The organism is Xanthomonas hortorum (assembly GCF_011305375.1).
Lineage (GTDB): Bacteria > Pseudomonadota > Gammaproteobacteria > Xanthomonadales > Xanthomonadaceae > Xanthomonas > Xanthomonas hortorum_E.
The window spans coordinates 44,292-65,499 of sequence record NZ_VCME01000003.1; the positions used below are offsets into that span (position 1 = coordinate 44,292).

General features: G+C 66.2%; 19 protein-coding genes. 8 read left to right on the forward strand and 11 right to left on the reverse strand.

Annotation, left to right across the window (positions count from 1 at the left end; translation table 11 throughout):
* The first annotated feature begins 96 nt into the window (after nucleotides 1-96).
* The 4 genes from FFY45_RS02710 to FFY45_RS02725 all read left to right on the forward strand — a co-directional run bounded on the left by FFY45_RS02710 (nucleotide 97) and on the right by FFY45_RS02725 (nucleotide 4,808).
* On the forward strand, nucleotides 97-2,589 hold the full coding sequence (locus FFY45_RS02710; RefSeq protein WP_176339340.1) for a DNA topoisomerase I: 2,493 nt from the start codon (nucleotides 97-99) through the stop codon (nucleotides 2,587-2,589).
* Between the two features lie 8 nt (nucleotides 2,590-2,597).
* Nucleotides 2,598-3,173, forward strand: a complete 576-nt coding sequence (tsaC, locus tag FFY45_RS02715; protein ID WP_176339341.1) for an L-threonylcarbamoyladenylate synthase type 1 TsaC — start codon at nucleotides 2,598-2,600, stop codon at nucleotides 3,171-3,173.
* Between the two features lie 193 nt (nucleotides 3,174-3,366).
* Complete coding sequence (locus FFY45_RS02720) at nucleotides 3,367-4,149, forward strand: DUF4124 domain-containing protein (RefSeq protein WP_176339342.1); 783 nt, start codon at nucleotides 3,367-3,369, stop codon at nucleotides 4,147-4,149.
* Nucleotides 4,146-4,808: a DUF4124 domain-containing protein gene (locus tag FFY45_RS02725; RefSeq protein ID WP_176339343.1), complete on the forward strand. Its 663-nt coding sequence runs from the start codon at nucleotides 4,146-4,148 to the stop codon at nucleotides 4,806-4,808. The genes FFY45_RS02720 and FFY45_RS02725 overlap by 4 nt, the downstream gene beginning before the upstream one ends.
* A 172-nt stretch (nucleotides 4,809-4,980) precedes the next feature.
* Here the strand turns inward: FFY45_RS02725 and FFY45_RS02730 are convergent, their stop codons facing one another.
* A complete protein-coding gene (locus FFY45_RS02730) occupies nucleotides 4,981-5,757 on the reverse strand; it encodes an SDR family oxidoreductase (protein WP_176339344.1) in 777 nt (258 codons plus the stop codon).
* 105 nt (nucleotides 5,758-5,862) lie between these two features.
* On the opposite strand from FFY45_RS02730, the gene FFY45_RS02735 reads away from it, so the two are divergent.
* The gene (locus FFY45_RS02735; protein ID WP_176339345.1) at nucleotides 5,863-6,078 is read left to right on the forward strand and encodes a hypothetical protein; all 216 of its coding nucleotides are present in this window, start codon (nucleotides 5,863-5,865) and stop codon (nucleotides 6,076-6,078) included.
* A gap of 60 nt (nucleotides 6,079-6,138) precedes the next feature.
* Here the strand turns inward: FFY45_RS02735 and sppA are convergent, their stop codons facing one another.
* From sppA to FFY45_RS02755, 4 genes are all read right to left on the reverse strand, one after another.
* Nucleotides 6,139-8,037: a signal peptide peptidase SppA gene (gene sppA / locus FFY45_RS02740; protein WP_176339346.1), complete on the reverse strand. Its 1,899-nt coding sequence runs from the start codon at nucleotides 8,035-8,037 to the stop codon at nucleotides 6,139-6,141.
* A gap of 84 nt (nucleotides 8,038-8,121) precedes the next feature.
* Nucleotides 8,122-9,498, reverse strand: a complete 1,377-nt coding sequence (locus FFY45_RS02745) for an MATE family efflux transporter (protein WP_176339347.1) — start codon at nucleotides 9,496-9,498, stop codon at nucleotides 8,122-8,124.
* 173 nt (nucleotides 9,499-9,671) lie between these two features.
* Entirely contained in the window at nucleotides 9,672-10,289 is a 618-nt protein-coding gene (locus FFY45_RS02750) for a DUF3106 domain-containing protein (RefSeq protein WP_176339348.1), read from the reverse strand.
* Nucleotides 10,276-11,313 carry a hypothetical protein gene (locus FFY45_RS02755; RefSeq protein WP_176339349.1) on the reverse strand — a complete coding sequence of 346 codons (1,038 nt, stop codon included), beginning with the start codon at nucleotides 11,311-11,313 and terminating at the stop codon, nucleotides 10,276-10,278. The genes FFY45_RS02750 and FFY45_RS02755 overlap by 14 nt, the downstream gene beginning before the upstream one ends.
* Before the next feature lie 470 nt (nucleotides 11,314-11,783).
* On the opposite strand from FFY45_RS02755, the gene FFY45_RS02760 reads away from it, so the two are divergent.
* The gene (locus FFY45_RS02760; protein ID WP_176339350.1) at nucleotides 11,784-14,006 is read left to right on the forward strand and encodes a primosomal protein N'; all 2,223 of its coding nucleotides are present in this window, start codon (nucleotides 11,784-11,786) and stop codon (nucleotides 14,004-14,006) included.
* 305 nt (nucleotides 14,007-14,311) lie between these two features.
* Here FFY45_RS02760 and FFY45_RS02765 read toward each other — a convergent pair whose 3' ends face one another.
* From FFY45_RS02765 to FFY45_RS02775, 3 genes are read right to left on the reverse strand one after another with little or no spacing between them, the layout of a single operon-like run.
* Complete coding sequence (locus tag FFY45_RS02765) at nucleotides 14,312-14,974, reverse strand: glutathione S-transferase family protein (RefSeq protein WP_303396508.1); 663 nt, start codon at nucleotides 14,972-14,974, stop codon at nucleotides 14,312-14,314.
* Entirely contained in the window at nucleotides 14,971-15,801 is an 831-nt protein-coding gene (locus tag FFY45_RS02770; RefSeq protein ID WP_176339352.1) for an NYN domain-containing protein, read from the reverse strand. Before FFY45_RS02770 ends, FFY45_RS02765 begins: the two co-directional genes overlap by 4 nt.
* A complete protein-coding gene (locus tag FFY45_RS02775) occupies nucleotides 15,798-16,328 on the reverse strand; it encodes a hypothetical protein (RefSeq protein ID WP_176339353.1) in 531 nt (176 codons plus the stop codon). Before FFY45_RS02775 ends, FFY45_RS02770 begins: the two co-directional genes overlap by 4 nt.
* 118 nt (nucleotides 16,329-16,446) lie before the next feature.
* Between FFY45_RS02775 and FFY45_RS02780 the strand changes: the two genes are divergently transcribed.
* Nucleotides 16,447-17,739 (forward strand): NAD(P)/FAD-dependent oxidoreductase, encoded by a 1,293-nt coding sequence (locus tag FFY45_RS02780; protein WP_176339354.1) that lies wholly within the window; start codon nucleotides 16,447-16,449, stop codon nucleotides 17,737-17,739.
* Nucleotides 17,740-17,791: 52 nt separating this feature from the next.
* The gene (locus tag FFY45_RS02785; RefSeq protein ID WP_115039571.1) at nucleotides 17,792-18,406 is read left to right on the forward strand and encodes a trimeric intracellular cation channel family protein; all 615 of its coding nucleotides are present in this window, start codon (nucleotides 17,792-17,794) and stop codon (nucleotides 18,404-18,406) included.
* Nucleotides 18,407-18,549: 143 nt separating this feature from the next.
* Here FFY45_RS02785 and rpoH read toward each other — a convergent pair whose 3' ends face one another.
* The 3 genes from rpoH to FFY45_RS02800 all read right to left on the reverse strand — a co-directional run bounded on the left by rpoH (nucleotide 18,550) and on the right by FFY45_RS02800 (nucleotide 21,205).
* Nucleotides 18,550-19,425: an RNA polymerase sigma factor RpoH gene (gene rpoH, locus FFY45_RS02790; protein WP_006453141.1), complete on the reverse strand. Its 876-nt coding sequence runs from the start codon at nucleotides 19,423-19,425 to the stop codon at nucleotides 18,550-18,552.
* Between the two features lie 197 nt (nucleotides 19,426-19,622).
* Nucleotides 19,623-20,348, reverse strand: a complete 726-nt coding sequence (ung, locus tag FFY45_RS02795) for a uracil-DNA glycosylase (protein ID WP_176339389.1) — start codon at nucleotides 20,346-20,348, stop codon at nucleotides 19,623-19,625.
* A gap of 14 nt (nucleotides 20,349-20,362) precedes the next feature.
* Nucleotides 20,363-21,205: a response regulator gene (locus FFY45_RS02800; RefSeq protein WP_006453139.1), complete on the reverse strand. Its 843-nt coding sequence runs from the start codon at nucleotides 21,203-21,205 to the stop codon at nucleotides 20,363-20,365.
* Nucleotides 21,206-21,208: the final 3 nt, after the last annotated feature.

A 21,208-nucleotide genomic window follows, 5' to 3' on the forward strand; every position in this document is an offset into this window, starting at 1 on the left:
GCGTTGACGTGTGGGAAACAGGCGATCTGCTTCCCTCCACCGGCCAATTAGGCCACGCTACCTGCCCCCCGGGCCCTGCCCAAAGAATTAACCACCATGCCCAAGCACCTGCTCATCGTCGAATCGCCCGCCAAGGCCAAGACGATCAATAAATACCTCGGCAAGGACTTCACCGTCCTGGCCTCGTATGGGCACGTGCGCGACCTGGTCCCCAAGGAAGGCGCGGTCGATCCGGACAATGGGTTCGCGATGCGTTACGACCTGATCGAAAAGAACGAAAAGCATGTCGAAGCCATTGCGCGTGCGGCCAAGACCGCCGACGACATCTTTCTGGCGACCGACCCGGACCGCGAGGGTGAGGCGATCAGCTGGCACATCGCCGAGATCCTGAAAGAGCGCGGTCTGCTCAAGGACAAGCCGATGCAGCGGGTGGTGTTCACCGAGATCACCCCGCGTGCGATCAAGGAAGCAATGCTCAAGCCGCGCGCGATCGCCGCCGACCTGGTCGATGCGCAGCAGGCACGTCGCGCGCTCGACTATCTGGTCGGCTTCAACCTGTCGCCGGTGTTGTGGCGCAAGGTGCAGCGCGGCCTGTCCGCCGGCCGCGTGCAGTCGCCGGCGCTGCGCATGATCGTCGAGCGCGAAGAAGAGATCGAAGCCTTCATCGCGCGCGAATACTGGTCCATCGATGCGCAATGCCGGCATCCGTCGCAGCCGTTCAATGCGCGTTTGATCAAGCTGGACGGGCAGAAATTCGAGCAGTTCACCGTCACCGACGGCGACACCGCCGAAGCGGCGCGCTTGCGCATCCAGAAGGCGGCGCAAGGCGTGCTGCATGTCACCGACGTGGCCAGCAAGGAGCGCAAGCGCCGCCCCGCCCCGCCGTTCACCACCTCCACGTTGCAGCAGGAAGCCTCGCGCAAGCTCGGTTTCACCACCCGCAAGACCATGCAGGTGGCGCAGAAGTTGTATGAAGGTGTGGCGCTCGGCGACGAGGGCTCGGTCGGCCTGATCAGCTATATGCGTACCGACTCGGTGAATCTGTCGCAGGACGCGTTGGCGGAAATCCGCGACGTGATCGCGCGCGACTTCGGCACCGCCTCGTTGCCGGATCAGCCCAACACCTACACCACCAAATCCAAGAATGCGCAGGAAGCGCATGAGGCGATCCGCCCGACCTCGGCATTGCACACACCCGCACAGGTGGCGCGCTTTCTGTCCGACGACGAGCGCCGTCTGTACGAATTGATCTGGAAGCGCGCCGTCGCCTGCCAGATGATTCCGGCCACGCTCAACACCGTCAGCGTCGATCTGTCGGCCGGCAGCGAACATGTGTTTCGTGCCAGCGGCACCACCGTCGTGGTTGCGGGCTTTTTGGCCGTGTACGAAGAAGGCAAGGACACCAAGAGCAGCGAAGACGAGGACGAAGGCCGCAAGCTTCCTCCGATGAAGGCCGGCGACAACATCCCGCTGGACCGCATCGTCACCGATCAGCATTTCACCCAGCCGCCGCCGCGCTTCACCGAAGCGGCGCTGGTCAAGACGCTGGAGGAATACGGTATCGGCCGTCCGTCCACCTACGCCTCGATCATCCAGACCCTGCAGTTCCGCAAGTACGTGGAAATGGAAGGCCGCAGCTTCCGTCCCACCGACGTGGGCCGTGCGGTGTCCAAGTTCCTGTCCGGGCATTTCACCCGTTACGTGGATTACGACTTCACCGCCAAGCTCGAAGACGATCTGGATGCGGTCTCGCGTGGCGAAGCGGAATGGATTCCGTTGATGGAGAAGTTCTGGGGCCCGTTCAAGGAACTGGTCGAGGACAAGAAGGATTCGCTGGACAAGACCGACGCCGGCAGCGTGCGCGTGCTTGGCGCCGACCCGGTCAGCGGCAAGGAAGTGAGCGCGCGCATCGGCCGCTTCGGCCCGATGGTGCAGATCGGCACGGTCGAAGACGAAGAAAAGCCTACATTCGCCTCGTTGCGCCCGGGCCAGAGCATCTTTTCGATCTCCATCGAAGACGCCCTGGAACTGTTCAAGATGCCGCGCGCGCTGGGCCAGGACAAGGACCAGGACGTCAGCGTCGGTATCGGCCGGTTCGGGCCGTTTGCGCGCCGTGGCAGCGTGTATGCCTCGCTGAAGAAAGAAGACGACCCGTACACCATCGATCTGGAACGCGCGGTGTTCCTGATCGAAGAGAAGGAAGAGATCGCGCGCAATCGGGTGATCAAGGAATTCGACGGCAGCGACATCCAGGTGCTCAACGGTCGCTTCGGCCCGTACATCAGCGACGGCAAGCTCAACGGCAAGATCCCCAAGGATCGCGAACCGGCGTCGCTGAGCTTCGAAGAAGTGCAGCAGTTGCTGACCGACACCGGCAAGCCGGTGCGCAAGGGCTTCGGTGCGAAGAAGGCCACGCTGAAGAAGAATACGGTCAAGGATTCATCGCCGAAGAAAACCGCAGTCAAGAAGACCGCCACCAAAACTGCCGCGACCAAGACTGCTGCCAAAAAGGCCCCGGCCAAGAAAACCGCCGCCAAGAAGGCCGCCAAGCGTGTGGTCAAGAAAGTGGCGAGCAAGGCGGCAGGCTGAGTCGCACGATGCAAGCGGCACCCAGCCCCGCGCTCAGCTTGGATAACGCCGTCGCTGCCCTGACCCAGGGTGGCGTGATCGCCTATCCCACCGAAGCGGTGTGGGGACTGGGTTGCGACCCGCGCCAGGAAGCGGCCGTGCTGCGGCTGCTGGCAATCAAGCGGCGTCCGGTCGACAAGGGCGTGATCGTGGTGGCCGCCAGCGTGGACATCTTGCACGACTGGGTGGATTTCGACGCGCTGGAGCCTGTGCGCAAGCAGGAGGTACTGCCCAGCTGGCCGGGCCCCCACACCTGGATCCTGCCAGTCACCGCACAGGCGCCGCGCTGGGTCACTGGCGCGCATGACGGGCTGGCGGTGCGCATCAGCGCGCATCCGGTCGTCGCCGCGCTCTGCGCAGCCTGGGGCGCCCCGTTGGTGTCCACCAGCGCCAACCTGGCCGGCGAGCCACCCGCACGCAGCCGGCAGGCGCTAGACCCAGCGCTGCTGGTCAGCATCGATGGCGTGGTGGATGGCGAGGTGGGCGTACTGGCGCAGCCGACCCAGATCCGCGATGCGCGCAGCGGGCAGATCCTGCGCGACTGAGGGAAGCGGTGAGATGGATTCAACGAGTTTGGCTGCCGTGTGATGGATACCTCAGGCCCAGCTCGATTGGCACGCTTGGCAAAGCGCGAAACCACGTGCAACGGCCGTCGCTGATCCGCCCGCCTGCATCGTCCGAAACCAGTTCAGCCGCCCCCCCTTTGCCCACAGCCGGACAGACGCGCACACTGCGGTCATGCGTACCGTCCTGACCCTTCTGTTGCTAGCCACCACGCTGCCTGCGTCGGCGGCCAGTACCGCCAGCAAACCCGATCCGAACGTGCGGATCTACCGCTGCGTCAGCAGCACCGGCACCGTGGCGCTGCAGGATGCGCCGTGCAGCAGCGGGCGCCAGCAGGTACTGGACCTGCAACGCCCGCAGGATCCGCCGCCGCGACCGGAACGCGCCGTCCTCGCCCCTGCCGCCGTCGCGACGCAGCCACCGCGCGAGGTGCGCATCATCACCGTGCAACCGCCGCAGCCGATGTACGAGTGCACCACCGAAGACGGCAACCGCTACACAAGCGACAGCCCGGAAGGCAATCCGCGCTGGGTGCCTACCTGGGGGCCCGCCTATGTGGGCAATGGCATTGCCCGGCCGGTCAACGGCGGCGGCATCCAGCGTCCACCGATCTCGGTGAGCCCGCGCCCGGCAGTATCGGCGCAAGGTGGCTCCGGACGGGGTGGAAGCCTGCGCGGAAGCGCAAGCTTCGGAGGCGGCGGCTATCAGGGCGGCTATCAGGGCGGTTACAACGGCGGCGGCTACGGCGGCGGCACGGTGATCGTGCCCTACGGCAATGTGCAGATCCGCGACGAATGCCATGCCCTGCCGGAGCAGGAAGTCTGTGGGCGGCTGGCCGATCGTCGCTGGGAGCTGATCCGGCGCTACAACAGCGCCTTGCAGAGCGAGCGCGAGGACCTCAGCCGCGAACAACGCGGCATCGACGCACGCCTGCAGCGCGATTGCGGCGGCGCATGAGGCGCTGGCTGTTGTTGTTGTTGATGGGATGGATGTCGGTTGCCAGCGCCCAGGACGTGACCATCTACCGCTGCACCGATCCGACCGGCGCGCTCACGGTGCAGAACATGCCGTGCCCGAAAGGCGTGCAGCAGCAAAAGAAAGTGATGACTGCGCCGGCCGCCGTGCCGTTTGCGCCCGGCGGCTCGAGCGCAGCATCGCCTGCGCGCACAGCGCCCTCTGCACAACCGCGCGCCACCCCGAAAACCGAGGCGCCCGCTGCTGCACCCGTTGCGGCACCAGCACCGGTTGCGCCGACGTCACCTGCCTCTACCTCTACACTGCCACCGCCGCCGTTATTCGAATGCACCGCGCACGACAACGGACGCTATTTCACCGAAGACCGCGAACCGGCTACGCGCTGCCTGCCGATGCAGACCACCAACCTGGCGGGCGGGCCGGCCACCGGCGGCGGCAGCGCCTGCGAGGTGGTCACCGATCGCTGCGCGCCGGTACCGGATCAGAGCCTGTGCGAGGCCTGGCGCAAACGCGCCGAGCAGGCCGAGGCAAGCTGGCGTTTCTCCGACGAGGCGCAATCGGCCGAACGCAAGCAGCGCTTCGATCAAATGCGCCGGGTGCTGGACGAAAGCCGCTGCGCGAATCCGTCCGCCATGCCTTGATGCTGCAACCAGCGGTCCAGCGCAGGTCAGTCAGTTCAACGGCGCTGCGTTTGCTGGGCCGATGTTTTAAAGCCACTGGCAACCTACGGCGATCACCAGATGGCATGTGCGGTGCACCGACCAGCAGCGCAAGCGAGCAACCTCGCGGCCCCCTGACTCGCGCGCAGGCGGGCTAAAACCCGTAACGCAAGAATCCGCCATCCACCGCGATGCATTCGCCAGTGATGTAACTGGCTGCCGGCAGACATAGAAACCCGACCGCCGCGGCAACTTCTTCCGGTTCGCCGATGCGGCGCATCGGGGTGCGTTCGATCACCTGCTCGTAGTAATCCGGATCCGACAGCGGCCCGGATGTGCGACGGGTGCGGATGTACCACGGCGCCACCGCATTGACGCGGATGCCGTCCTCGGCCCATTCCACCGCCAGATTGCGCGTCATCTGCTGCAACGCGGCCTTGGTCATGCCGTACGGCGCGCCGCTGCGCACATGGGTGATGCCGGAGACGCTGCCGACGTTGACAATCGCCGAGGCCGCGTGGCGGGCAAGCAACGGGTGCGCATAACGCGACAATTCGAAGGCCGCGAACACGTTGGTTTCGAAGATGCCGCGCCACTGGTCTTCGGTGTAGTCGATCGCCGCGCGGGTGATGTTGCCGCCAGCATTGTTGATCAGCAGATGCAGGCCGTCGGCATGGTCTTCCACCCAATCGAGAATGGCGCGACGTTCTTCATCGTCGGCCACATCGGCGGCCAGGCCATGCAATTCGCGCTCGGGAAATTCTTCGGCGAGCTCGTCGCGCGCCTGCGCCAAGGCATCGGCATCGCGCGCCACCATCAGCAGATCCGCGCCGAAGCCGAGCAGTTCGCGTGCGATGGCAAAGCCAATGCCGGCGCTGGCACCAGTGATGAGCGCGGTCTTTCCATCCAGCCGCCAACGATGGGTTGTCACGTGGGTGATCCTCTTTCAAGACGCAGGAAACGGCCGCTGCAGCGTGATTGACGCCTGCGTGCGGCCGGGCGTTAGGATACCGCCACCCCAAGCGAGGTCACGACGATGAAACTGCATTGGATTCTTGCAGCCAGCCTGGCGTTGTTGCTTGGTGCCTGTCAGCGACCGCAACCTGCGCCTACCGATCAGAAGCCCGAGCCGCAGGCCACGGCCTTGCGCGACCATATCCAGGAGCCGTTGAACAAAGCACACGCGGTGCAGGCGGCGACCGATCAGGCAGCAGACGATCAACGCAAGGCGATCGACGCAGCCACGCAGTAGAAACGACAACGCCGGCACAAGGCCGGCGTTGTCGATGCATCACTTTAAAAACCTGCTGCGTCAGAAACCGCAGAAGCAATACGCCAGCGACTTGACCGGCGTGCCACCGGCCTTGCTGTCATGCACGGCGTCTTCGACGAAGCGCAGCTGGGTATCCACTTCCGGCAGCGAGCGCGCCAGCACAGCGCGTGCCATGGCCGAATCGCCCAGCATCCAGGCGCCCATGCGGCTGCCGGCAAAGCCGCTCATGAACTGCGAGAACGGCGTGGCCGGCTTCTCGACATAGCGCACGCGGAACTTGCCCTTGCTCAACTTTGCCCGATCGGCCGCATCGGCCACCGCTTCCTGCATGCCGCCGAACGCATCCACCAGGCCGTGCTGCTTGGCCTGCGCCCCGCTCCACACCCGGCCGCGTGCGACCTTGTCGATGGCGTCCACCGACTGGTGACGCGCCTGCGCCACCTTGCCGGTGAAGTCGGCATAGCCCTTGTTGATCACCGCCTGGATGACCTGGCCGGCGGCCGGGTCCAACGGACGGGTGATGTCGAAGGCACCGGCAAACCGCGTGGTGCCGACGCCATCGGTATGCACGCCGATCTTGTCCAGCGCACGGGTCAGATTCGGCACCATGCCGAAGATGCCGATCGAGCCACTGATGGTCGACGGGTCGGCATAGATGCGATCGGCATTCATGCTGATCCAGTAACCGCCCGAGGCGGCCAGATCGCCCATCGACACCACCACCGGCTTGCCGGCCTGCTTGAGCGCGACCACTTCGCGACGGATCTGCTCGGAGGCGAACACTTCGCCGCCGGGCGAATCCACCCGCAGCACCACCGCCTTGACCTCTTCATCGTCGCGCGCCTGACGCAGCAACGCGGCGGTCGATTCGCCACCGATGCGGCCGGCCGGCTGCTCGCCACCGCTGATCTCGCCAGCGGCCACCACCACGGCCACCTGCGGGCGGCTGTCCATCGACCGCCGCGCCTGCAACTGGGTGAGATAGCTGGCGAAATCGATGTTGCGGAAACCGGCATCGGCATCGCTGTCGGCCACGCCGCGCTTGGTCAGCAAGGCATCGACCTCTTCGCGGGTCTTGAGCCCGTCGACCAGCTTCTGCTGCAGCGCGAACTTGGCCAGGTCGCCACCGGCGGCGGTCACGCCTTCGGGCAGCGTATCGATGCCGGCGGTCAGCTGCGCCGGGCTCAGCTTGCGCGCAGTACCGACGTCAGCCAGGTAGCGCTGCCACACGTCGTTCATCCAGAACAGATCCGCTTCCTTGGCATCGGCCGAGGCCGCGTCGAGGATGTACGGCTCGGCCGCGGACTTGTACTCGCCCACGCGGAACAGATGCACATCCACGCCCAGCTTGTCCTGCAGGCCTTCGCGGAAATACTGGCGATAGCGGCCAAGACCTTCCAGCAGCACGCTGCCCATCGGGTCGAGATAGACCTCGTTGGCCTGCGCGGCCAGCAGGTACTGGCCCTGGCTCATGCTCTCGCTGAAGGCCACGATCTGCTTGCCGGAGGCACGCAGCTTCTGCAGGGCCGCGGCGACTTCGCGCTGCGAAGCGAAACCGGAGGGCTGAAACTTGTCCAGGTTCAACAGCACCCGTTCGATCTTGCGATCCTTGCCGGCCGCCTCGATCACCCGCACCAGGTCGCGCAGCTGCACCTCTTCGGCACTCTTGTCGCCGACTGCCTTGGCCAGCGAACGGCTCACCGGGTCGGCGCTGAACTGCTCGACCAGGGTGCCTTCCGGGTTGATCACCAGCGTGGTGCGCTCGGCCAGCGGCTTGGTGCCGTCGCCACGCGCGATCGCCACTACAAACAGCAGCAGCATCAGGAACAGAAAGCCGAAAAACGCCAGGTTGAAGATCAGGCGCCGGGTGAAATTCATCACATCCCACAGGCCGACGAAGAAACTGGCGATGGGATTGCGACGCACGGGGTGGTTCATGGAAAACTCCGTCGAAATGACGCTGCATGCAAATAATGCTGCCCAGCATACCGGCTGCGCAGCACACACGGCATGCGCTGGAAGTCAGGGGGTCGCGTCGGCAGTCAGGCGCCGGCTGGTCCGGCGGAAACGCAGGCCCATCAGGATCGACGCCACGGTCAGGCCCAGGATCAGGCCGATCCACATGCCTTGCGGGCCCCAGCCAAGTCCCAGGCCGAGCCCGGCTCCGATCGGCATGCCCACGCCCCAATACGAGAACATCGCCAGGAACATCGGCACACGGGTGTCCTTGAGCCCGCGCAGCGCGCCGCTGGAGAGCACCTGGATGCCGTCGGGAAACTGGAAAGTGGCTGCGTACAGCAGCAGCACCGAGGCCAGCGCCGCCACCGCGACGTCATCGGTATAGACACTCACGATGGCGTCGTGGCCCAGCAACAGCACGCTGGCCGACAATGCCTGGGTGCCCAGCACGATGGCGTAGCCGGCCCAGGCCGCACGCCGCATGCCGAGCGGATCGCCGCGCCCCACCGCATGCCCGACCCGTACCGTGGTGGCCTCGGCCACGCCCATCGGGATCATGAAACACAGCTGCGCAACGTTGATCGCAATCTGGTGCGCAGCCGCTTCGGTGGAGCCGAGCCGGCCGATCAGCAAGGCGGTGACGATGAACAGCCCGCCTTCCATCAACACGGTAATGCCGATCGGCAGACCGGTGCGCAGCAGATCGCCGATGGCGCGCCAGCGCGGCCCTTCGAGGTGATTGAACAATTCCAGATGCGCGAAGCGGCGCGAGCGCCACAGATACAGCGCAAACGCGAGTGCCTGCACCCACATGGTGATCGCCGAGGCCATGCCCAGGCCTTGCGCACCGTGCTCGGCAAAACCGAACTTGCCGTAGGTCAGCGCATAGCCCAGCGGCGCCAGCACCAGCAGGCCGCCAAAACCCAGCAACATGGTCGGCAGCGTCCAGTGCATGCCTTCGCTGAGATAGCGCATGCAGAAGTAGAACGTCAGCGCCGGCCCGCCCCAGCGCACCGCATGCAGGAAGTCGGTCGCCCCCGGCACGATGTCCGGCGCAATCCCGAAGGTGGGCAGCAGCGGCGGCACCGCACTCAGGAAGGCGAACATCACCGCGCCAAGTCCCAACGACAACCACAGGGCCTGGCGGAACAGCGGGCCGATTTCGCGCTCGCGGCCGGCGCCCACCAATTGCGACACCGAGGCGGTCAACGAAATCAGCGTGCCGATCGGCACCAGCATCGGCAGCCACAACAGCGAGGTGCCGATGGTGACCGCCGCCAACGTGGCGGTGCCGTGGTGGCCGGCGATGACGTTGTCGACAAAGCCAATGAGGCCGGTAGAGACGTGGCCGAGCACCAGCGGCAGCGCGAGCAGGCCGGTGGTACGCACTTCCGCAGCGAAGCCTGGCGTCGCGGACGTGGGTGCAGAAGAAACAGACATGACAAACCGATCGCTGCGCGGACTACGGCCGTGCCGGGAGGCGCTGGCACCGGGTCGCGCGGGGCCGACATCTTACCCGCACTGTGCGACGTGGGTCAGTCAGCCTCCCATGCGCCAACGGCGCGTGGACGCGCGACGATGCGTTGAGGGTTTCGACAGCGACGGTTTCGACGTCAGCGCGCCAGCTGCCGCTTCAACCATGCATTGCGCGTTGCAGGCGCCTCGGCCAGCAAGGCATCGCGCAAGGCATCGCGCTCCTGCGGCGGGGTGCGTTGTGCCAGCAGTGCCAACTGCTCCAGTTGCCCGGCATCCAGGCTGCGCAGCACGCTCAAGAGCGCGTCGCGCTGTGCCGGCGGTACGTAGCCGATCAACGGCTGCAACGGGGAATAGAACGCGCCCAGCTGCGAGCCCAGGCGCCAGCCATCGCGATGCAGGCGATCCATCACGGTGAACTGCGTGCGCAGTGCGCGCTGCTGGTCTTCGGGCAAGGCACGCAGACGCTCGCGTGCCTGCCGCAGCACCACCCGGTCGGTGGCGGTGAGCCCTTTCCACGCGGCATAGCGGGCGCGCAGCTCGGCCTGCTGTGCAGGCGTCAAGGCGTCCCAGCGCGCGCGTTGCTGTGCGGCGCTCGGGGTCGCGGAAGTTGGAGTCGCGGCCGTCGCGGCGACGGGCGTTGGGGCGCCGGACGGCGCGGCAGCGCTGCCTTCTTCCAGGGGCGCCGGCAGGGCTTGCGCACCGGCCAGACCGGCGGCGGCGCACAACAGCAGGCCGCACCACTTAATTCTCGTCATCGACGGTCTCCATCGGGGCGGCAGGTGGCTCGGCGGCGGTGGCATGCGCGCCGGATTCGTCGGCCGGCACCGGATGGCCGGCCGCATACCAGGCGTAGAAATCCGCCGAGCGCGCCAGTTCCAGATCCGGGTCGGCCAGCATCGCCTGGTCGCGCGGGTCCATGCCGGGGGCTGCCGCTGCGTCAGGCAGGTCGGCGGCGGGAAGTTCTTCCACCAGCACCGGCGCGGCGTCGGTGACATGCAACACACCGGCCGGCGCCTGCGAGACCGGCTCGGGCGGCAGTGCGGGCCGGCGATGGGTCCACCACCAGCCCAGCACCGCGAGCAACAGTGCCAACGCCAGCACGGCCAGCACGATGCCGGCGTGGCGGCGCGAGATCCGCGGCCAATGCCACTGACGGGCGGGGCGCACACGTGGCGGCGCCGGATGACGCGGCTCGGCAGCGGCGACCACAGGCGCTGCCGCCGCCGGTTGCAGCGGCATGCCGGCCAGGGCCGAATCGCGGAGTTGCCCCAGTCGACTCACCTGGGCCGGGGTGAGTTCGCGCAACTCCTGCTGCGCCGCCTCGGCCAGCACCCGCCAGGCCTGCGCGTCCGGATTGCCGGCCGCATCGCGCGGGCAGGCGCGGGCCAGCGATTGCCGATACGCCGCCACATCGATGCCCTGTACCTCGCTGGCGGGTTCTTCTTCCAGCCCGGCCACGATGCGCAGCAGCAGCGCCAGCCGGTCGGCGGTCTGCATCCGCCCCAGCGCGGTGAACGGGGGCAGCCAGGTGCCCGGCATGGGCTCGCGCCGCAACGGCGGGGCAGCTGCCAACAGGCTCCAGAAGCGCATCGGCCAGCCGGCCATCGGGCGTCCTGCCGCCTGGCTGCTGAAGGCACGTAGCGCCGCAGCCAGGGCCCGCTCGGCCGCCGCTACATCGCCGCATTGCAGTTGCGCGAGCACCAGACCCCGGCGTTCGACACCGCGCAGGAAGGCTGACAGCGCGGCAGGGGTGACAGGGGCGTCGGGGACTACGGTCATGAGAACTCCAGCATCGGCCGGCATGATACCGACGCAACTGGCCCCCGCCGATGGCTTGACAGATCGAGACGGCCTTGCTCCGCCCTCGCCTTGGCCGCGACCGCCACCCGTGCGGGTTGTGCACAGCGGCAGACATACCGATACGCAGACGTCTGTCAACTGTTGATTTTTCTTTGTTGCAATCGTGTTTCACGCCTAAAGTATTGATATTGATAGACTTATCTGTGTTGGCTAAAAAATGTCCAAGAGGTTGCAGAGGCTAGTGAATCCGCCTTCAACGCGTGGAGCACGAGACTAATTCACAGGTTTATCCACAGGCAGTGTGGATAAACCGGTTTCCTTAACCCTCACATAGGTTTACGTCGTATTTATCACTTCCGTCACAGAAACGCGCCGTAAGCCAAGGTGCCGATTTGGGGCGATCTGATACCCGACTGCCGGCCTCTGGACAGGGTCGGTAGACTGACCGGATGTCTTCGACCGTCGCCACACTGCGCGTCGCCCTGCCGGTGCCGCTACCCCAACTGTTCGACTATCTGCCTCCGGCCGACGCGCCGCTGACAGACCCGGCGCGGGTCGGCTGCCGGGTGCGGGTGCCGTTCGGGCCGCGCGAGCTGGTCGGGGTGGTGGTGGAAATCGGGCAGCTGACGTCGGCTGAGGGGCTGCGCCCGGCATTGGCTTGGTGTGACGACGCCCCGCTGCTGGTCGAGGAGCTGGCCCGCTCGCTGCACTGGCTGGCGCGCTACACCCACGCCCCGCTTGGCGAAACCCAGGCCAGCGCGCTGCCCGGCCCGTTGCGCCGTGGCGAACCGCTGGCCGATACCCATGCCTGGGCGTGGCAGCTGACCGAGACCGGGCGCACCGGCGCTGCCGGTCTGCGCGCAGGCAGCCGCCCAGCCTTGCTCGCAGCCCTGCTGCTCACCGGTGCGGTGGGCGAAGAACAGTTGGACCCGTTGCTGCCGCAATGGCGCGAGGCCGCGCGCAGTCTGGCCAAGCGCGACTATGTCGAGCGCGTGGCGGTGCCCGCCGACGCCATCCCGCCGCGCCCCGGCACTGGCCCGCAGCTCAACGACGAGCAACAGGCAGCCGCCGCCGCCGTCCGCGCGCACACCGGCTTTGCCACCTATCTACTCGATGGCGTCACCGGCAGTGGCAAGACCGAGGTCTATCTGCAGGCGATCGCCGATTGCCTTGCCGCCGGACGCCAGGCGCTGGTGCTGGTGCCGGAAATCGGCCTGACCCCGCAAACGCTGGGCCGCTTCCGCGCCCGCCTCGGCGTGCCCGTACATGCGCTGCACTCGGGCCTGTCCGATGGCGAACGCGCACGCGTCTGGGCGGCCGCCTGGCGTGGCGAGGCCAAGCTGATCGTCGGCACCCGCTCGGCGATCTTCATTCCGCTGCCCAAGGCCGGACTGATCGTGGTCGACGAGGAACACGACGGCAGCTACAAGCAACAAGACGGCATCCGCTACCACGCCCGCGACTTCGCGCTGGTGCGCGGCAAGGCGCTGGATGTGCCGGTGATTCTGGGCAGCGCCACGCCATCGCTGGAAAGCCTGCACAACGCCTATTCCGGCCGCTACCAGCATCTGCGCCTGTCGCGTCGGGCCGGCGAGGCGCGTCCGCCGCGCGTGCGCGTGCTCGATGTGCGCAAGCGACCGCTGAAAGACGGCCTGTCGCCGGAGGTGCTGGCCGGCATCGGCGCCACCCTGGCGCGCGGCGAGCAGGTACTGGTGTTCAAGAACCGCCGCGGCTACGCGCCGGTGCTGCTGTGCCACGACTGCGGCTGGACCGCCGCCTGCCAACGCTGCAGCACGCCGCTGCACCAGACCCCGATGACCGTGCACGCCGGCGGCCGCCGCCTGCAATGCCATCACTGCGGCGCGCGCCAATCCGCACCGCTGGCCTGCCCGGCCTGCGCCAGTCTGGCGCTGCAGCCGCAAGGCATCGGCACCGAGCGGCTGGAAGAACGCCTGACCGAAGCGTTCCCGGAGTTTCCGGTGGTGCGTATCGATCGCAGCACCACCCAGCGCCGCGATGCGCTGGAAACCCAACTCGCCCGGCTCGGTACCGAAGCCGGCATCCTGGTCGGCACCCAGATCCTGGCCAAGGGCCACGACCTGCCACGGCTGACCATGGTGGTGGTAGTCGGTATCGACGAAGGCCTGTTTTCGGCCGACTTCCGCGCCGCAGAGAAACTCTCCCAACAACTGATCCAGGTGGCAGGACGCGCCGGGCGTGCAGACCGCCCTGGCGAGGTCTGGTTACAGACCCACCACCCGGAACATCCCTTGCTGCAGACGCTTGTCAACGGCGGTTACCACGCCTTCGCCGATGCCGAACTGCAACAGCGCGAAGCCGCGGGATTTCCACCCTTCGCGCATCTGGCGCTGTTCCGCGCCGAGGCCAAGGATGTAGCGGCAGCCAATCAGTTTTTGATGGCAGTGCGTGGCTTGACCACGGCAGACACCACGACGCAATCGCCCGCGTTTACCGCAGTGGAATGCTACGGCCCGATGCCGGCACCGATGCCGCGCCGCGCCGGTTTCCAGCGCACGCAGCTGTTGTTGTCTGCGCAACAGCGCTCGGCCTTGCACCGTTTGCTCGATGCGCAACTGCCGGCCATCTACGCATTGCCACAGGCGCGTCGCGTGCGCTGGTCGCTGGATGTGGACCCGATCGATCTGTATTAGTGCAGGGCATGTCGCACACGCGGCTGCAGCCAGACTCACGTTTTGCGCGGTCTGCTCACGTTTTGTAGGAGCGCGCTTGCGCGCGATGGGGCGTTACCGGTAATGCCCTCGCGCACGAGTGCGCTCCTACATACAACACGAAGTCGGCAGGCCACGCGGTGTACTCAGGTTTTGTAGGAGCGCGCCTGAGCGCGATGCGGCGTTACCGGCGATGCCCCCGCGCACGAGTGCGCTCCTACAAAAAGCGAGCCGGCAGGCCGCACGGTGTATGTGGCCCACCCCTTTGCAGCGCTGAGACTCGCAGCTCACGTCAGCGCCGTCATCACTCCACGCTGGTACGCAGGCCGCGCGCGCAAGCGCTGATACCACGCCTGCAGGTGCGGCAACTCGGGTCGCTCGATCGGCATTTCGAACCAGGCGTATATAAAGCTGCCGAGCGGAATATCGCCCATCGCGAACTGTTCGCCGGACAGATACGGCTGTTGCGCCAATACCGCATCGGCGCGTGCAAGCAGTTCGCCTGAGCGCATCAAAGCAGCGGCGATGCGTGCGTGATCGCGCTCGGCCTCGGCGGTGCGCAGCACGCCCCAGAATAGATCGCGAAACACGCCGGCAAATGTCGAGGTGGTCCAGTCCATCCAGCGATCGCCCAGCGCGCGTTCTGCCGGCGATTGCGGATACAGGGCCGGCGCATAACGCGCGGCCAGATAACGCACGATCGCGTTGGACTCCCACAGCACCAACTCGCCATCCTGCAGCGTCGGCACCACCCCATTCGGATTCAACGCGCGGTACGCAGGCGTGTCGTTACCACCGAAAGCGCCGCCCACTTCGATCGAGGTATACGGCAGGCCAGCTTCTTCGGCGCACCACAACACCTTGCGCACATTGCTGGAATTGCGCCGCCCCCATAACGTGATCGTTGGTGTCTGCGCGGTGGGCTGCGTTGCAGCAGGTGCCATGGTCATTTCCCTGCCGCCGGCTTGGACGTCGCGCGCGCCGCAGGCTTCGCAACGGAGGCTTGCGCTGATCCTGCAGCAGCGGACTGCGCAGCCTTCGCTCGCCCGCCCTTGGGTGCATCGCGTAGCCACAGCGCCTGCTCGTCCTGCTTGATCTCGAACAAGCCGATCGCGCGCACCAGGTCGCTGAGCTTGCGGTAGCCGTAGTTGCGCGGATCGAACGAGGCCTGGTTGGCCACCTGCTTGCCCACCGCACTCAGCAACGCCCAGCCATCGTCTTCGCGGGCACTGTCGATCGCATTACGCAGCATCTGCACCAGACGCGTATCGCTGCGCAGCGCCGTGGCGTCCTTGCGCCCGGCAGCGGTGTCGCTGGCTGCTGCCGCCTGTTCGCCCAGCGCTTCGACATAGGTGAACTTGGAGCAGGCATTGACGAACGGCGCCGGGGTTTTCTTCTCGCCGAAGCCGTACACCTTCATGCCATCGGTGAGCAGACGCATCACCAGCGGGGTGAAATCCGCATCGCTGGAGACGATCGCAAACCCATCCAGATTGCGCGCGTACAACAAATCCATCGCATCGATCACCATCGCCATGTCCGAGGCGTTTTTGCCCGAGCTATAGGCAAATTGCTGGATCGGACGAATCGCGTAATCGTGCAGCGCCGCTTCCCAGTTTTTCAGGTGCGGGCTCTTCCAGTTGCCGTAGGCGCGGCGCACATTGGCCACACCGTAGCGCGCCACTTCGGCCAGCACCACGTCGATCTTGCCGGCCGGCGCGTTGTCGGCATCGATCAGCAAGGCGATGCGTTTGTCGGGGTTGTCGATCATGCTCATTGCTCCCAGGAATCGGCAGGGTCGGTGTCGGTATTTTCAGCAGTTGCGCCCGGCAACGCGTATTCGCTGCCATCGCGCATGGTGAGCGTCCCGTTGGTCAGCGTCTCGCTTTCTGCCCCGGCACTGACCCAGGTGGCATGCACCCGCCCCGCGCCACGATCGCCTTCCACATTGAAGACAAAATCATCGCCGCCAGGCGCAAGACCGGTGCGATACAGATCCACCCGCATCGTGTGGATCTGGCCGATCCGCTCCTGCACCACCGCATCGTCCTGCAGCGCGGTGCGCGCCTGATCGGCGAACAGCGACCAGCCGGTGACGATCAGCCAGCCAAGCGCCCCGAGCACCAGCATGCCGAACAGCATCGCGCAGGCTGCCAGGCCGATCAGGCCGATCGCGACCCCGCTGAGCCGCTTTCGGACGGGACGCACTGCCGGCGCGGACGGCGCTGCGGCAGACGTGGAGGAGGGAAACGGCGATTGCGGCGGAGGTGACAACGGCGGCAAGGGCGGTGGCAGTAACGACATGCGGTGACCGGATCGACGGGATGCGACATGATGCCGCAGGCAGGCCTGATTCAGGCGTCATGTTCAGTGCAAATGCGGCATGCTGATGAGCCCGCGTCGCATTCCATCGGACTCTACGATGACTTCTCCTCCCTCCCAAGCTTCACTGCATCTGGTCGTGGTTGGTGGCGGTTTTGCCGGCTTATGGGCGACCCGCGCGCTCGACGATCCCGGCATCCGCATCACCCTGATCGACCGCCAGAACCATCACCTGTTCCAGCCCTTGCTGTACCAGGTCGCCACCGCCGGCCTGTCGGCACCGGATATCGCCGCACCGCTGCGCCACATCCTGCGCGAACAACGCAATGTGGAAGTGTTGCTCGGCGACGTCGCCGAAATCGCGCCGGCGCGCCGCGAAGTGGTGCTTGCCGATGGCAACACGCTCGGCTACGACATGCTGCTGCTGGCCACCGGCGCCACCCATGCCTACTTCGGCAACGACCAGTGGGCCGAGCATGCGCCAGGCCTGAAAACGCTGTACGACGCGCTGGTGCTGCGGCGCAAATTGCTGTTGGCCTTCGAGCGTGCCGAAGCCGAATCCGACCCGGCCGCACGCGCGGCCTGGCTCAGCTTTGCAGTGGTCGGCGGCGGTCCGACCGGCGTGGAACTGGCCGGCACGCTGGCAGAAATCGCCCGCCACACGCTCAAGGACGAGTTTCGCCACATCGATCCGCAGCAGGCGCGCGTGCGTCTGGTCGAAGCCGGCCCGCGCGTGCTGCCCTCGTTCCCGGAAGATCTCACCGACAAGGCGCGCAAGCAGCTGGAACGCCTGGGCGTGGAAGTGCACACCGGTACGCCGGTGACGCATATCGACGCGCTCGGTTATCAACTCGGCGATACCTTCGTGCCCGCGCGTACCGTCGTCTGGGCTGCCGGTGTGGCCGCCTCGCCGCTGGCGCGCACGCTGGGCGTGCCGCTGGATCGCGCCGGTCGCGTACTGGTGCAGCCGGACCTGAGCGTGCCCGGCCATCCGGAGATCTTCGTCGGCGGCGATCTGGCCTCGGTACAGCAGGATGGCCGCCCGGTGCCGGGCGTGGCGCCGGCGGCAAAGCAGATGGGCAAGCACATCGCCAAGGCGATCCGCGCGCGCCATCGCGGCCAGGCCACGCCGGCCTTCCGCTATCAGGACTACGGCAATCTGGCCACCATCGGCCGCATGGCCGCCATCGTGCATGTGGGCAAGCTCAAGCTGTCCGGCATCGTCGCCTGGTGGTTCTGGCTGGCCGCGCACGTGTACTTCCTGATCGGCTTCCGCAACCGCTTCGTGGTGCTGGTGAACTGGGCAATGGCGTACTGGAGCTATCAGCGCGCCGCACGCATCATCTTCGGCGGCGCAACCGACGACCCGCCGCCCAACAGCAAAGACGGATGACAGTGCGACGGGCGGTGCGCGATGCTGTGCCGCCCGTTCCCACTGCGGCGCCGTGACCACTCTCCTGTTCCTGCTGGATCTGCTCGGCACGTTCGTGTTCGCCCTCAGCGGCGCCACCGTGGCGGTGCGCAACCGTCTGGACCTGTTCGGCGTGCTGGTGCTGTCGTGCGCGGCGGCGGTGTCCGGTGGCATCGTGCGCGATGTACTGATTGGCGCCACCCCGCCGGCTGCGTTGGTGCATCCGCAGTATCTGCTAATCGCCTGCCTGGCCGGGGTGGCCGGTTTCCGCTGGCATGCCGCGGTGGAACGGCTGCGCAACCCGGTGCAACTGTTCGACGCAGCCGGGCTGGCCTTGTTTGCGGTCTACGGCACCAGCAAGGCGCTGGACTACAACCTCAGCCCGCTGAGCGCCACCTTGCTGGGCATGCTCAGCGGCATCGGCGGCGGCATCGCGCGCGATCTGCTGGTAGCGCGTACGCCGGTAGTCCTGCAAGCCGAGCTGTATGCCGTCGCCGCACTCGCAGGCGGTGGACTGGTCGCGATCGGGCATGTGCTCGACGTGCCGCAAGCCTGGTCGCTGGCGACGGGTGCGGGCGTGTGTTTCGGGCTGCGCTTCATGGCGATCCGCTATGGCTGGCATCTACCGGTGGCGCGTCTGCCGGAATAGCTGTCGTCGGCCAAAGCGACACTGCCGGGCGCATCATCCGGACGGTTCGTCAGCTTCTTGAAGGACATAACTGCACACCTGCAACGCAAACGGCCCGGAAAACCGGGCCGTTTTTTGCAACCTGACGCGCGTGATCGAACCGATCAGGCGACGAACAGTGCCTTCATCTTCTTCAGCGCGTTCGCCTCGATCTGGCGGATCCGCTCGGCCGACACACCGTACTCGTCAGCCAGCTCCTGCAAGGTCACCTTGGAATCGGAGTCCAGCCAACGACGCTTGACGATGTCGCGCGAACGCGTATCCAGACCGGACAGCCCTTCACGCAACAGCTGCAGCTGGTTGTCTTCGCTGTCGTGACGCTCGTAGGCCTGCGACGGGTCTTCCTCGTTGGCGACCAGGTAGCTCACCGGCGACGGCGGGCCATGATCGTCGTCCTCATCGGACGAAGCATCGAAGCCGATATCGCGACCGGACAGGCGCGACTCCATCTCCATCACTTCGCGCTCGGAGACGTTCAGGTCCTTGGCAACCGCAGTCACTTCGGAGGCATTGAGCCAGCCCAGACGGGTCTTGGACTTGCGCAGGTTGAAGAACAGCTTGCGCTGCGCCTTGGTCGTGGCGACCTTGACGATGCGCCAGTTCTTCAGGATGAACTCGTGCATTTCGGCACGGATCCAGTGCACTGCGAAGCTGACCAGGCGCACACCCATTTCCGGGTCGAAGCGCTTGACCGCCTTCATCAGGCCGATGTTGCCTTCCTGGATCAGGTCGCCCAGCGGCAGGCCGTAGCCGTTGTAGCCGCGGGCCACGTGGACCACGAAGCGCAGGTGGGAATGGACCAGTTCGCGCGCGGCGTCCAGATCCAGCTCGTCGCGGAAGCGACGGGCAAGATTCTGTTCCTCATCGACCGACAGCACCGGAATCTGGTGCACGGCACCGATGTAGGCGTCCAGCGAACCGAGCGCACTGGGAATCGGGAGATTGTTTGCCACAAGGGCAGTCGAGGTAGTCTGGTTCATAGGCACCATCTTAGCAGTCGAACTATTGGACTGCCGGGTACAGTAAGAGTTCCCAGCGTTCCATTTATAGGACGTTCGGGCTTTTGACCATACCGGCGTTCCAGCGGCCAACTTCACGAATCGACGAGTAAGTTATCACCGCCACGCTGCGAAGACCGTGACAAAACCAATGCGAAATGCGGTGCCGCCCGACCCGTTCAGCCGCGGGCGGGCGTGGTGTCGAGCGCGTCACGCGGTGGTAGCGACCAGTCGATCGGGCCGAGCCCGCGCCGCTGCAGATGGTCGTTGGTCTTGGAGAAGTGCTGGCAGCCCAGAAAGCCGCGGTGCGCCGACAACGGCGAGGGATGCGGGGCCTTGAACACGCGATGGCGCGCCTGGTCGATGACCTTGCCCTTGGACTGCGCGTAACTGCCCCACAGCAGGAACACCAGGCCTTCGCGCTCGCGGTTGAGCGTTTCCACAACGTGATCGGTAAAGCCTTCCCAGCCCTTGTTCTGGTGCGCGCCGGCACGCCCCTGCTCCACCGTCAGCACAGCATTGAGCAGCAGCACGCCCTGGCGCGCCCACGGCATCAGATAGCCGTGGTCCGGTCGTGCGATGCCCAGGTCGTCCTGAATCTCTTTGTAGATGTTGAGCAGCGACGGCGGCACCGGCACGCCGGGCAACACCGAAAAGCACAGCCCATGCGCCTGGCCTTCGCCGTGATACGGGTCCTGGCCCAGGATCACCACCTTGACCTGCTCGAACGGGGTGGCATCGAAAGCGGCAAAGATCTGCGGGCCGGGTGGAAACACCCGCGCGCCAGCCGCCTTGCGCTGACGTAGGAAGGCGGACAGTTCCTGCATTTCCGGGCGCAGCAACCAATCGCCCACGCGCGCCTTCCACGACGGTTCCAGCTGGATACGTGCTTCTACTTCGGCCACATCTAACATTTCAGTCATAGCGTGACAGCCTGATCCTCAAGCCGTGCCAGGCGCAGCTGGAACAACACCTTGGTCACCAGCAGCCGCTCTTCAATGGGTTTTTGCACCAGATCGTTGGCGCCGGCGCGTAGCAGTTCGGACTGGTTGCGCGGGTTGGTGTCGCCGGTCATCACCAGCACCGGCAGGCGGCGCTTGCCGTAGGCGAAATCGATGCGGATGCGCTCGACCACGTCGCGGCCGTTGAGCTCGCCTTTCAGGGTCACATCGGTCAGCACCACGTCGATGCGGCGCTCGGTGCGGCCCAGCGATTCGGCGGTGAGCAGTGCGAAGGCGTCTTCGGCGGTGAGCACATGGATGACCTTCAGGCTCTGGCGCTCGAGCATGCGCTTGGTCGCCTCCGCCACCACGCGGCTGTCTTCGATGTACAGCACGGTCGCGCCGACGATCGGCTCGGGCTGCACGTAGCCGCGGATGAAGGTCGCCAGGGCTTCGTGGCCCAGTGCCTTGTCGAAATAATCGGTGACGTATTCGGTGAAGCGGCGCTCCACCAGATGCTGCTGCGCATCGCCGGAGACCACGATCACCGGCACGTAGGCCTGGCCGGCCGCTTCGCGCACGCTGCGCGCCAGGGTCAGGCCATCGCCATCGGGCAGCGACAGCGAGGTGGTGACCAGATCCACCGTGCCGGCTTCCAGCGCCTGACGCGCCTCGGCAATGCTGGAGCAGCCGATCACCTGCACATTCGGCAGGTCGCGGGTCAGCACGTCGGCAATCAGCTTGCGCACCAGCTTCGAGCCATCGACCACCATCACGCGCGGCGCGTCGCTGATCAGGTGTTTGAGATCTGGTGGATGCATGGC